Here is a 12,492-nt window from a genome sequence, read left to right on the forward strand (position 1 = left end):
CATACATAGCGGGAGGTCACGATGGACGACTATTCGGAATGCCTCGGTATCGCGCGTCAGGAACTTAAGCTGGCGCAAGCGGCCTTGCGGCGAGATATGGCAGAATACCCAACGCCGATCGCCGGGTGTGATGAGCAGTTCAACCATCTGCTGGATCAAAGCGAACGGGTCCGAAACGCTTTGGCCGCCCTTGACGCACCGCATTTTGTGCCGACGCCAAGAAAACTGAACACCGAGCAGAGTATAGAAAGCCGATGAAGGTCCACATTCTTGATGACTGGTTTGGCACGCTGCGTGGCCTGCCTTGCTTTGAGAAACTCACCGGTCATGAGGTGACGGTATGGACGGATCATGTCGAAGACACTGACACTCTGGCCGAACGACTGCAGGACGCAGAGGTGCTTGTCCTGTTCCGCGAACGTACCAAAGTCACCCGCGCCTTGCTGGAGAAATTACCAAACCTGAAACTGATCAGCCAGCGCAGCGTTTATCCTCATGTCGATGTTGAGGCCTGCACAGATCACGACGTGCTGCTGTGCTCAAACATGCATGGCGGGACGCCGTCTTATGCTGCAGCCGAACTTACTTGGGCGTTAATCATGGCCGGGATGCGGGATTTGCCCGCACAAATGGCCTCGGTCAAAGCAGGGCACTGGCAGGCGGGCGTGGGCAAGACGCTGCGTGGTCGTCAGTTGGGGCTCTATGGCTATGGCCGCATTGCTCGCGCCATTGCAAGTTATGCCGAGGCCTTTGGGATGAATGTGGTCTGGTGGTCATCCGTAGAAGGCCGGGCACGTGCGCAGGCGGATGGCGCGCAGGTCGCGCCCAGCCGTGAAGCGTTCTTTGGCAGCAGCGATGTTGTCTCGGTCCATGTGCGCTTGAAACCGGACACGCGCGGGATCATCACCGCATCGGATTTCGCACAGATGCAGCCGGAGGCGCTGTTTGTGAACACCTCGCGAGCCGGGCTGATCGCGCCTGGTGCTTTGCTTGAGGCGCTGAACGTCGGTCGCCCCGGCAAAGCGGCGATTGATGTGTTCGATTCCGAGCCACTGATTGATCCGACCGACCCGCTATTGTCACATCCCAACCTGATCGCGACCCCACATATCGGCTTTGTCACTGAGGACGAGTTCGACCTGCAATTCGCGGATATTTTCGATCAGGTGAACGCCTATGCCGAATGCGCTCCGATCCACATGATCAACCCCGAGGTTTGGACCAACGCAGAATAAGATTTGCGGCGATGGGCGCACCAATGATCACCAACACGATCCTTGTCAGATGGTGGGTGATCACAAAGCCCAAATCCGCGCCCGAGACGATGGCCAGCACCGTCATCTCTGCCTGCCCACCGGGCGCGAAGGCCAGAAACGCCTCGACAGGTTGGCCCAGTCCCAAGGTGGTGACAACGGCGGTGAAAGCGGCTGCCAGGACGGCAAGGACAATTACATAGGCGAAGCCCGCTGCCACTACCCGGCGTAGTTCGACCCATGTGACACCTACGAATTTCACACCAATTCCGCAGCCAATGAAAAACTGCGCTGCAAGGATCGCCTCGCGAGGCGGTCGGGTATGAATGAAGTCGCCCAGTGACAAGGCAGCCGTAAGGATCATTGGCCCCAGGATTGACGCCCCGAACAGGCCGATCCGCTCCCCGCCTTTCCAGCCGATAATGGCGGCCAGAACCATCAGCGCCAATTCATGTATTGGCAGGTTGTACGCGGGCTCGCCAATCGGATTGGTGAGTTGGGCATCATAGAACACGGTGAGGAACAAGGGGGCCAGCGTCACGATGATCAGCACGCGCGTACCGTGGATCAAGGACAGGGTACGCGGATTGGCCCCAGCCTCAGTGCCAAAGATGATCATGTCTTGCAAACCGCCCGGCATGGCTGCGTAGAAAGCCGTTGTGGAGTCAAAGCCCCAGAATTTGCGAAAGAATGGCACACCTACCATCGCGATCAGCAGGATGAAGAACGGGATCAGCGCAATTGACGCGGCCATTTTCGGCAATTCAGCAAACAGAGCCGGCGTAATCGATGCCCCTACCGCCACGCCCAGTATAGTGCGGGCGGCAACCGAGACCTGTCCAAAGCCTTCCATCGGTGCGTGCGCAAGAGCTGCAATCAAACATGCGCTCATTGGCCCGAACAGAAAGGGTAGCGGCAGGTTTAGCGCCCAAAATACCCCACTGCCCAACACCGCCAGGCCGAGCGTGACGGCCTGTTTCGTCAGAAGAGCGGGGGTATCGGTTTGGCTGTGCAAGGTAAGCGTTCCAGCTTCGTTGACTTATAATGTATCCATATGTATACAATTGGACGCAAGATGACAAGAGAGCCTGTGATGACCCTTCAAGACGACCCGTTACAACCTGGCCCACAAGGCAATTCTGCGTATCAGCGCCTGCTGGACGAGATTCGCCAGGGCACTCTTCTGCCCGGCGACCGGCTGCGTGAGATTGAGCTCTCGGAACGGTTGGGCGTCAGCCGTACCCCGGTACGCGAGGCGATAAGGCAGTTGGAGGCCGACGGGCTGGTCACACATGTGCCACGGCAAGGTGCCACCGTGCGCAGTCTGGATTACGCTGAGGTCATGGAGTTGTACGAAATGCGCGCCGTGCTGGAAGGCACCGCCGCGCGGCTGGCGGCCCGTGCGGCCTCGGATGTCGAGTTGGATGAGCTGGATCTATTGAACGACCGGCTGGCCGAGGCAGGGACCGGTCCAGAGGCGGCCCAAATCAACAGGGTCTTTCACGCAACGCTTCTGGATGCGGCCAAGAACAGGTTTCTCGCGAAATCCATGCTGTCCTTGCAAAAGGCGCTGTTGATCCTGGGGCCGTCCCAATTGCTGGATGGCGACCGGGCCGAGGCAGCGGTAGCGGAACATCGGCGCATCATGGCCGCTCTGAAGGCCCGCGACGGCGCAGCGGCCGAGACAGAGATGCGGGCGCATATTCAAGCCGCGCAGCGGATGCGTATCCGTGCGTTGCAGGACCGCGACCGCTCAATCGACGATAATCAGTAGGTAGACAGGATATGGCCACCCCAAAGGAGGCTTACGATATCGTTGTGATCGGGGGCGGTAATGCGGCTCTCTGCGCTGCGATGACCGCGGCCGAGGCTGGTTCCCGGGTTTTGATCCTTGAGACAGCACCCAAACCTTATCGAGGCGGAAACTCTCGCCACACCCGAAATTTCCGATGCATGCATAGGACGCCTTTGGGTCCGCTGATCAAAGAATACAGCGAAGACGAATATCTCTCGGACTTGATGAAGGTAACCGGCGGCAAAACCGACGAGCATTTGGCGCGTCTGGCAATCCGTACGTCCGAGGAATGCCTGCCGTGGATGGAGGAACACGGGGTCCGGTTCCAACCCTCGCTTTCCGGAACATTGTCACTGGCGCGGACCAATGCCTTTTTCACGGGCGGAGGCAAGTCTCTTGTTAACGCCTACTACCGAACAGCGGCGGGTTTAGGTGTTGATGTACTTTATGAGGCTGCGGTTACGCATTTGGAGTTGAACAAGGATCAGATTGAATGGGTGGATTACACCTATGAAGGCCAGTCTCATCGGATCACACCCAGAGCGGTCATCGTTGCTTCTGGAGGGTTTCAGGCCGACACAGATTGGCTCACCCGCGCCTGGGGTGAGCCTGCCAAGAACTTCCTGATCCGGGGAACGCCGTACAACCGAGGCGTGGTGCTGGCTGACCTTTTGGATCAAGGCGTCGAGAGCGTTGGCGACTCGACCCAATGTCACGCGGTCGCCATCGACGGGCGCGCGCCGAAGTTCGACGGCGGCATCGTCACCCGCTTGGACTGCGTGCCGTTTTCCATCGTCGTGAACAAACATGCCGAGCGGTTCTATGACGAGGGCGAAGACGTCTGGCCCAAGCGCTACGCGATATGGGGGCGACTGGTGGCGGCCCAACCGGATCAGGTGGGTTATGTGATCATTGATGCCAAGTCGCTGAACCTGTTCATGCCGTCCGTGTTCCCTCCGACAAAGGCGGACACTTTGGAAGAACTGGCGGGGATGATGGGCCTGCCCGCCGACAAGCTGGCCGCAACCGTCAGCGAATTCAATGCCGCTTGCGGCGACACCAGTGGCTTTCACCCAACCGAACTGGACGGGGTTGCGACCTCGGGTCTGACGCCACCCAAGACCAACTGGGCCCGTCCAATCACCGAACCGCCCTTCTATGGCTACTCGTTGCGCACAGGTGTGACCTTCACATATCTGGGCCTGAAGGTTGACGACACAGCGCAATGCTCGACCCCTGACGGCAAGATCAAGAACCTATGGGCGGCCGGTGAAACCATGGCCGGGTCGATATTGGGGCAGGGGTATCTGGCCGGCTTCGGCATGACTATCGGAACCGTTTTTGGACGCATCGCAGGACGTGAGGCAGCCGCTTATGCAAACTGATCTTATTCAAGAAGCTCGCCGTCAGGCCGAGATCTGCAACGCCTGCCGCTATTGCGAGGGCTATTGCTCGGTCTTCCCGTCGCTGCACGCGGAACGCGCGTTCTCGGACGGGGACATCACGCAATTGGCTAACCTCTGCCACAACTGCCGGGGCTGTTACTACGCCTGTCAGTACACCGCCCCGCATGAGTTCGATCTGAACCTCCCCAAGGCGCTGGCCGAGGTACGGCGGGACAGCTGGGAAAGCTTCGCCTGGCCGCAGCCGCTGGCGCGCCGGTTTCACACGCAAGGCGGCGCCATCGCCCTGGCGCTGGTGATCGGCTTTGCTTTGCTGTTCTGGGCCATCCGGGCCATCGGTTCCAGCGGAGGGGAGGGGTTCTACGCCGTCCTGTCCCACAATGCGATGGTCGCGATCTTTGCCCCCGCATTTCTGCTGCCGCTGTTCAGCATAGCCATCAGCCTTCGGCGCTATTGGGCCGAGGTTGGCGGCAAGCCGATCCAGATGTCTGATCTGAAGGCTGCGTTCAAGCGCGCGGGCAAGATGCAGGATCTGGCAGCAGGCCATGGAGAGGGCTGCAACTTCGAGGATGAAGACCGGTTCAGTCAGGGCCGACGCCACATCCACCACGCCATTATGTATGGCTTCCTGCTGTGCTTTGCGTCGACCTCGGTCGCGACGATCATGCACTATGTCTTCGGAATGCACGCGCCGTACGGGTTCTGGTCGTTGCCGAAACTGTTCGGAATTTCCGGGGGTCTGCTGCTGACGGTTGGATGTGGTGCGATGGCCTGGCTCAAGCAAAAGTCAGACCGCGATCTCGGCGATCCATTGGCATGGGGTGGGGATATTGGCTTTATCTTGTTGCTTGGGTTTGTGGGGCTCAGCGGTTTGGTTCTCTATGCCCTCGGTTCAACGGCTCTGATGCCCGCACTGCTGGCCATCCACCTCGGATCGGTCCTGACCTTCTTCCTGCTGACGCCCTATACAAAAATGGCACACGGGTTTTACCGATTGGCGGCGCTGATCCGGGATGCACAACGGAAAAGAGATGTGTCCATGGTCCGTTAACAGCCCGTCGCGCCTGGGTGAGCAGATAGAACATGCAATAGGATCAAATATTATTTTGAAGGTCTCTGCGTCGCAGCACTTAGAGTTGCGGACAACGTCCGGAATGGGCCGTCCGCGGTCAGGCGCTGACACGATCCTGAGCAGATGTTGCACAGCCTCCGATGTCCACAACGAGCTCTTTCTTCTTGATGCCGAAGTATGCGCGAACGGTTATCGATCTTAATTTTGCAAAGATTGCCACGGCAAACCGAAGATTAGTCGCGACCTGACATCAAGTGGCACGGGCTGAAATAAAGACAGAAAGAAAACCTGAGGCGAACCTCTTCATTGAGCATGTCTATCCAAATTCAAAAAAAAGCATTGTATTTTTGCTGATCCAGCGCACATGCACTGGATCAGTAAGTGTACTGTAATGTCATCTGTGCGAGGTTGGCCGATCGGCAGTGAGAGATGGTCAACCATGACAGGGACTTTGGCTGAGGGCAGCGACAGTGGGAACGATCTTCATTGACCAGTTGCCTTCGTCTCGAGATTTGTTGCAATGCTACCAAATGCTGCCGGACTTATTGGCAAGCTCCTAATCGTGTTTTGCGGTAAATAGTTTGAACAACTTAGGACTGTTGTGATTTCTCTACTCGTATTTTTGCTTTGCCAGAGCATCTCGGAAATTTCACACATCCCAGAAACTTTCCGTACCGCCCTTTGCGCTCGACCAGCCAACCGTCCTGACATTTGGGGCATGCCTGGTACTCTGAACCGCACGAGCATGTCGCGAAGTGATCTGCAGAATTTCGGACAGGAAAACCAACACCACAGCTTTCACATGCCGGCAAACTGTTTCCGCAAAGCCCTGTGTGCTCACACCTGTAATACATTCCGCCGTCTTGCTTGGGCACGGGGAATAGATGCCCTTGGCAATCTCCACAGGTTTGCGGTTCTGCGAATGCTTCGTGTTCTTTTTCGACGCCATATTCCTCGTCGTCCAACAGTTCCTCAACAAATGCCGATTGACGAGCTGCCGAGCCCATGATGGTGAGTGTTTTCCTCGCGCGTGTCATCGCTACGTACATCACACGCCGTTCTTCAGCGTGCTCAAAAGGTTCAGCCTCTGGCGAAACCATTGTAAGCAACGGGTCATCAACAATTTCTGAGGGAAAACCTGTCCGGCCGCTGTAAACCTGCAGAAGAACAACATGATCTGCTTCCAAGCCTTTTGATGAATGAATGGTTTTGAAAGTCAAATCCAAATGCGGGTATTCCGCACGCAACTTCCGAAGGTTTGGCGGCGCGGAGTGCCGATACCGCCCCAGCAATAACACAGATGACTGAGACCCTGATGATTTAGCCATTGTTTGCAAAGAAGACAGTACGGCCAAGAGCTTGGCTTCACTGTCATGGCGGAATGTTGAGACGATCTGAATTGCGGGTTCACTGGTAGTTCCCGCTGGTATGACTGTCTTGGACAGTTGGGTCGGATTCTGCAAAACGAACCGACGTGATGCATATGCGATTTTGTCAACAGAGCGGAAGGTCCGACCAAGATCTACAGTACGGTGAATACCTACCTCGTCGTCAAAAACTCCACCGAATTCCACTCCAAATTCTCGCATCAGGTGAATATCTGAGCCGGCAAACCGGTAGATCGACTGCCAATCATCTCCGACGGCAAATAGCCGGGCGTCTTCGCGTTGTGCGAGAAGAGCTTTCACCAGTCGAGCGCGGCTGCGCGAAATGTCTTGAAACTCATCGACAAGTATGTGCCCGAACGGGCTTTGGAACCGATTGGTCTCGACGTATTTCGCGGCCCGCATAACCATGTCTTCAAAGTCTATGCGGCCATCCAGACTCTTTTCGTATGCTTCGAGGAGGGGTTTGAAGATTCTTAAGAAGGCCGTTCCTCGGAGGCCGAGTTTTGCTTCGGATGCCTTTTTCTCACAATCGTCGATAGAGTAACCGCCGCTTTTGAAGTTGCGAAGAAAGCTTCCGATAAGGCGAATAAAGCCATCGATCAGGTTCATTTCCACGACGCGATCGAAAAGCTCCTCGCTCGGCCGCGGTCGCAGAGAGACATACGGGTCAACTTTTTCAGCCAACGCTTCGAGCAGACGACCCTCTTGCTGTTCATAACTGTAGGTTTCGATCAGGGTAGTTTCGTTTTCCTGATGTACCTTTCGCTTCCAGTCCATGCTTTCGAGGTATTCATCTCGATCTACCCACGGCGCGGTTGTGAGGTTTTCGGTTCCATTTGACCCGTGTTTTTTCCGCACGCCAAAATGCTCAAGATAGATCCCGCTTTCTGTGAGGCGAAAATCCGGACAATAGTTTCGTTTTGTTGGATCTGACGTGTCAAACTCGTAGTCGGGCTCGTATTCGTATTCGATACCGTTTTCATATAGCCAGTTGGCGATCAGCAGTTCTTCGTAACTCTTAACTTGATCGCCCTGAAGGGTGCGTAAGTCCTGTTTCTCAAGATAGTTGTAGAAGTCGTGTTTACGTTTGAAGTCCCATTCAGACTTTCCTTCCAGACGCGCAGACGTGAACCATTTGATAATAGCCTTTGAGACCAACGAGGCCTGGCCAACAAGCTCGATAAGGATGCGTTTTATCAAATCGAGGAACGCTGTGTCGTCGGTCGCGTGAGCAGCGAGAGCGGGCTTTCCGCCTTCGACTTGGCCAATTATGTCATAAGCCAATGCATGGAACGTGCGAGCTTCCACAGGCTCTCCGCAGCGTGCTTCGATACGCTCTGACATTTCTGCCGCAGCATCTCGCGCAAAAGCAAGAAGGAGGATTTCGCTTGGTTGGCGTATGCCAGCCTTGATCAAGTAGCCTGCTTTGGCAGTGATGACGCTCGTCTTACCAGATCCTGCTCCCGCGAGCACCAGCGTCGCATCCTCGTCAGCGATAACTGACAAGCGTTGTTCGGGTGTAAGTGGGTTTGTCTCGAAGCCATCGAAAAACTTTGACCAGCAATCAAGATGCTTCTTTTCGAATTTCTCGATCGCTTCAGCTCGAATTTTCTTCGGGGACGTCAAAAACTCGCGAATAGCAGAAATGGCTTGGATCGATCTTTCATCGAGTGCCTCTTCTTTCAGTTTCTGGAAAATGTTGCTTTCAAGACTTTTCGCACTCTTCAGAACGGGTTCAAGGCGGCAGGCTGAAGGGTAATGCGACGGATCGGAAAGAGTCCGAACCGCGGTAAGAACTTCGTCTATTTCTTGGGAATTTGTTTGAAGCTGGGACGTGTTGAATTCACGCCACGCGCGTTCGATCTCTTCGGAGAACCGCTCAAGCTGCTCCATATCAGCGCTTCGAATGCGAAGAAAGGTTTTGGCTGCTTCAACGTCGAGACGAAGCTCGGCACCAAAGGTTCTGGGCGCGATAGACGGAGCACGGTTCAAGCACTGCAACCCAATTGACGACATACTGGGATCCGAACTCGAGATATTAGTGCCGTCAAAAGACAGGTAAGAGGTGTTTCCTCGCCATCGGTCAAAAACAAAAAAAAGAAATTTGCTGGATTTCAAATGCATGGCGCCAAATAAATAGGCTTGGACAGCAAGTAACAACTCAAATCGGCCATCACCAGTGCTTTGGCACAGTATGTTGCAGGAGGTGGTAGGTATAAGCTTGGTTGTTCATTCCTTGCTCGATAATAGGTCTTCGAGATTGTCATATGGCGCAATGTCCCTAAACTGTTTTACGAGCTCAGGGTCGTTTGAGCGATCACGCCCGTAGGTTTTCAGAAGATACCGTACATATAGAAGCAGAGCGATTGTCGTTACCGCTGCTGTAATGTTGAATGCGACTTCCCACACTGTCATTCAAGTGCTCCCTCAATTGATAAGTTTCGCTTCCCTGCACTGTTTCCCGTTCGACAAGTGGAGGGGGGTGCTTTTGGCAAACCACAAATGCCAAGAAGTGGACGAATGGCGGACTTCCACCGGAAATCCCCGGCGAGCAAAAAGCCGCAATCATCCTTTCTGCAAGACGAGCTCGGGCTCTGCGCACGTTGAACGCCCGAAATACCCCGCGCGCCAAAACTGCCAGAGTGTTACCAAGCTATCCATCGCTATTCCGCCGCCAAAGAGAAAAGCTATTTTGTTGAGATCAGGGACGAACTCACCTGCCAGGTACGCGACAAAGGCCCCGCCATAGTAGATCACGCTGACGAACAGGGATTGATAGAGCATCAGGTCCGTTCTGCCCATCCCATACAAGTAGCTGTCAAGAACATGGTTCAAAGCGAAGACGACATAGAAACCCAGGAAAACCAGCGCGAGATACACTACCTTTCCAGCCTCATCCGACCCCATCGCATTAGCAATGAACCAGCGCCATGCTGGGATCGTAACAAGCCACAGGCCAACTATGATCACGGTAAGCCAGAAATATCCCGCCAAACGCCCATCGATCTTGCCTTGGTGATTTCCAACGTCTTGCCGGATCAATGTCCCGAGGGTGAGGACCGGCAACAGAAGCCAGCCCCAAATGAAGTTGTTGGTCACCCAGAACAGACCCGCTTCGTTGACCTCGTTTACAAGTTTCAGGATCATGAGTGAGAAGGCAAGGTTTCGGACGCCCGCCTCCAGACCAGAACGGATCGCGACGCAAAACCAGTCCCTTTTCCAACCCTCGACGCGTCCAAGATGAGGAATGCCGAGAACTCCGGCTCGTGCGAGAATTGCGATGGACGGCATAAACAACAAAGCACCAACCGCGATATTCGTTAGAGCGACGCCCTGAACCCCGAGGTCGAGCGAAAAATCAAATTGTCCCACGAAGACACTGTCAAAGAGGATGGTCAGCATTGCTCGTGCCGCCACCAGAGCAATGAGGACACGCGACCACGACAATGCGACAACGACGATGATGCAGATGTCATTCAGGACGCCGACCATTATGCCCAATGCCTCGAGGCGCACATATTCTGCTGTTTTTGCCTGAAGCTCAGGTTGTTGCGACATCGCGCGTGTTAACCAATCCGAGCCAAGCAGGATCGCGATTGTCAAAAGCCCGTAGGAAAGGAGAGCGACAAGAAAGGCATCGCCGACCCTTTCACGCAAGGCCGCACGATCCGCAATGACCTTCCCAAAGACGTAGTAGAGCGGCAGCAAGAGTGCTTCCTGAACCACTTCATATGCAAGATTCAGCCATGCGGCTTGAGCCGCAATGCTTACGCTCCACGTATCCGGCAGGCTGTTCAGGAAATAAATTCGCACAGTTGAATAAAGGGTCGGCAACAGAGCTGTAAGAATTATGGCAAACCAAAGTCGGTAATCGATGCCTTTGAGAAAGGACATGTAATATTCCGTTAATCCAAATTAACACTGGTGCGCGACTTCACGCTAAACAGGTCCCGCGTCAACCGACCATTTTGAGGCCAAGTGATGGTCTTTGGGCTTTTCCCTGCTGATGGGTGAATGGCAACGGAAGTATCCTCAATCTTTGTTCTTGTGGTGGTGTTTCGCGTGCTCCTCAAGAGCTTCCGCGTGCTCCTCCTGCCAAGCTCGTTTCCGATCTTCCTTGGTCGCGACAAGTTCCGAAATACGCTTGTCCAGAGCGTCGGTATCTGCAGCGGTCAACTGACTACGCTGTTCGAGCAAAAGGTCGATGACGACTTTCGAAAAATGGCGTGCAGGCGGTCGAGGTGGTGTCCAACCGTGGTCATTGCCAGCCTCGGAACAAGCACTTCAGCGAGGCGGGCACGTTTTTCTGGCAACGGGAGCAATTCGTCTGCTTCGATTTGGGCGCGGAGTGTGCCATCGTGCAAATCCGCGATTTCGATTTCCTCTCGCTTCGTCGCATTTTGACGATCCTTGACGAAGCGATTGTTACCATGCTTCTTCCCATGCAATGCTGGTATCCGTTGAACGAACCACATCAGGTCTTTGACGTTTTCGGTCGTCACGGTTGACAGAGCGATATCCCCCCAAAACTCGAGTGCGATGGCGCCTGTGGCTGTATATTTGTTGGCCATATCTTGTGACGTGGCGTTGGCCACAGCGCTCTCAATGGCTCCGGACAACGTGATTTCACCCTCAATGAAACGGTCAAAATCCTTGTTCTCGTCGTCTGTGAGCAGATTGGATGCGGCAATTCGGATATCTTCGCCATCAAGAACATCGATTTCGACTTCATTGATTTGTCTCTGTTGAGCGACCGCCCGTCGTCCAATATCTGTCGAAACCGGCGTTGGTACCGGGATGGAAATTGTTTCCCCTGCCGCAAGCAGCGCTGGTTCGATGGTGGACCAGTCGCGCTTCCGCATCGCTGCTTTGAGAGCTTTATTTTCGTTTTCCAGTGCTTCGATGCGGGTGTATGCTTCCTGATCCGAAAGCGTGCAATCTGAATTTTGTTCCACCAGAATACGATTGAGTTCAGCGCGGAGCATCTCTTTCAGTAAGGCAATTGCCTGTTCAGGTGTTATCTCTTTTTTGTTCAGTGCGTTCACGATTTCCGGTTCCCTCTGCTCGTAAACCGCGAGCAGGCATCCAGCCCGCACTACGGCGTCGAGCGGTAGGTCGGTTTGCAGTGAAAAACGCAGAAATCGGTTTGATGCGCTGTACAATATTTTTTTTGGCAGACGCTTCATGAAGTAATAAGTGCGGCCACGCCTCGTAAGATAGGGGCCGCCGCGAGAGCGTCGCCTGGGTCGGAATCCGAGCTTGGAGTGACGAGCTTGTATCCCGCATTGTATCCCAACTTCGGAGGCATGGGATACATGTCGGCTTGAAGGGGCGGAATTCCCCTTATTTTGTTGCTCTTTCGGAGAATGGTGGCTGGGGTGGTAGGATTCGAACCTACGATACACGGTACCAAAAACCGCTGCCTTACCACTTGGCTACACCCCAACGGTGAGGCGCTATCTACGATTGTTGTTTGGGGGGTTCAAGTCCTTTCAGGCAAAAAATCAGCTCAGGTTAAAATATTTTTTCAAACCTAAGCAGCCGTCATGCTGGGGCTTTCAGGACGGCATTCAAGGGATCG

General features: G+C 54.6%; 9 protein-coding genes and 1 tRNA gene. 5 read left to right on the plus strand and 5 right to left on the minus strand.

What is annotated here, in order from left to right; all coding sequences use genetic code 11:
- Window positions 1-21: 21 nt before the first annotated feature.
- The gene (locus J7380_RS05620) at window positions 22-258 is read left to right on the plus strand and encodes a hypothetical protein (protein WP_209194863.1); all 237 of its coding nucleotides are present in this window, start codon (window positions 22-24) and stop codon (window positions 256-258) included.
- Complete coding sequence (locus tag J7380_RS05625; protein WP_209194864.1) at window positions 255-1,235, plus strand: D-2-hydroxyacid dehydrogenase family protein; 981 nt, start codon at window positions 255-257, stop codon at window positions 1,233-1,235. Before J7380_RS05620 ends, J7380_RS05625 begins: the two co-directional genes overlap by 4 nt.
- Here J7380_RS05625 and J7380_RS05630 read toward each other — a convergent pair.
- Window positions 1,204-2,268, minus strand: a complete 1,065-nt coding sequence (locus J7380_RS05630) for an AbrB family transcriptional regulator (RefSeq protein ID WP_209194865.1) — start codon at window positions 2,266-2,268, stop codon at window positions 1,204-1,206. The genes J7380_RS05625 and J7380_RS05630 overlap by 32 nt on opposite strands.
- Window positions 2,269-2,346: 78 nt before the next feature.
- Here J7380_RS05630 and J7380_RS05635 point away from each other — a divergent pair, with 78 nt between their 5' ends.
- The 3 genes from J7380_RS05635 to tcuB are packed head-to-tail and all read left to right on the plus strand — an operon-like array spanning window position 2,347 to window position 5,502.
- Window positions 2,347-3,027 (plus strand): GntR family transcriptional regulator, encoded by a 681-nt coding sequence (locus J7380_RS05635; protein WP_209194866.1) that lies wholly within the window; start codon window positions 2,347-2,349, stop codon window positions 3,025-3,027.
- Window positions 3,028-3,038: 11 nt separating this feature from the next.
- Window positions 3,039-4,433: an FAD-dependent tricarballylate dehydrogenase TcuA gene (tcuA, locus tag J7380_RS05640; protein ID WP_209194867.1), complete on the plus strand. Its 1,395-nt coding sequence runs from the start codon at window positions 3,039-3,041 to the stop codon at window positions 4,431-4,433.
- Window positions 4,423-5,502 carry a tricarballylate utilization 4Fe-4S protein TcuB gene (gene tcuB, locus J7380_RS05645; RefSeq protein ID WP_209194868.1) on the plus strand — a complete coding sequence of 360 codons (1,080 nt, stop codon included), beginning with the start codon at window positions 4,423-4,425 and terminating at the stop codon, window positions 5,500-5,502. Before tcuA ends, tcuB begins: the two co-directional genes overlap by 11 nt.
- A 611-nt stretch (window positions 5,503-6,113) precedes the next feature.
- Here the strand turns inward: tcuB and J7380_RS05650 are convergent.
- From J7380_RS05650 to J7380_RS05665, 4 genes are all read right to left on the minus strand, one after another.
- Window positions 6,114-8,903, minus strand: coding sequence for a UvrD-helicase domain-containing protein (locus J7380_RS05650; protein ID WP_348539077.1), 2,790 nt, complete (start codon window positions 8,901-8,903; stop codon window positions 6,114-6,116).
- Between the two features lie 573 nt (window positions 8,904-9,476).
- Complete coding sequence (locus J7380_RS05655; RefSeq protein WP_209194870.1) at window positions 9,477-10,805, minus strand: MATE family Na+-driven efflux transporter; 1,329 nt, start codon at window positions 10,803-10,805, stop codon at window positions 9,477-9,479.
- Between the two features lie 278 nt (window positions 10,806-11,083).
- Window positions 11,084-12,097 carry a hypothetical protein gene (locus tag J7380_RS05660; protein ID WP_209194871.1) on the minus strand — a complete coding sequence of 338 codons (1,014 nt, stop codon included), beginning with the start codon at window positions 12,095-12,097 and terminating at the stop codon, window positions 11,084-11,086.
- Window positions 12,098-12,281: 184 nt separating this feature from the next.
- Window positions 12,282-12,356 (minus strand) — tRNA-Gln (locus tag J7380_RS05665).
- Window positions 12,357-12,492 lie beyond the last annotated feature (136 nt).

The sequence above is a fragment of the Ruegeria sp. R8_1 genome, from assembly GCF_017743815.1.
In the GTDB taxonomy this organism is placed as follows: domain Bacteria; phylum Pseudomonadota; class Alphaproteobacteria; order Rhodobacterales; family Rhodobacteraceae; genus Ruegeria; species Ruegeria lacuscaerulensis_A.

Bases quoted from the DNA above. Each gene is read 5' to 3' on its own strand.
- J7380_RS05625 (WP_209194864.1), top strand. From the start codon at position 255: ATGAAGGTCCACATTCTTGATGACTGGTTTGGCACGCTGCGTGGCCTG.
- tcuA (WP_209194867.1), top strand. From the start codon at position 3,039: ATGGCCACCCCAAAGGAGGCTTACGATATCGTTGTGATCGGGGGCGGT.
- J7380_RS05660 (WP_209194871.1), bottom strand. From the start codon at position 12,097: ATGAAGCGTCTGCCAAAAAAAATATTGTACAGCGCATCAAACCGATTT.
- J7380_RS05655 (WP_209194870.1), bottom strand. From the start codon at position 10,805: ATGTCCTTTCTCAAAGGCATCGATTACCGACTTTGGTTTGCCATAATT.
- tcuB (WP_209194868.1), top strand. From the start codon at position 4,423: ATGCAAACTGATCTTATTCAAGAAGCTCGCCGTCAGGCCGAGATCTGC.
- J7380_RS05620 (WP_209194863.1), top strand. From the start codon at position 22: ATGGACGACTATTCGGAATGCCTCGGTATCGCGCGTCAGGAACTTAAG.
- J7380_RS05635 (WP_209194866.1), top strand. From the start codon at position 2,347: ATGACCCTTCAAGACGACCCGTTACAACCTGGCCCACAAGGCAATTCT.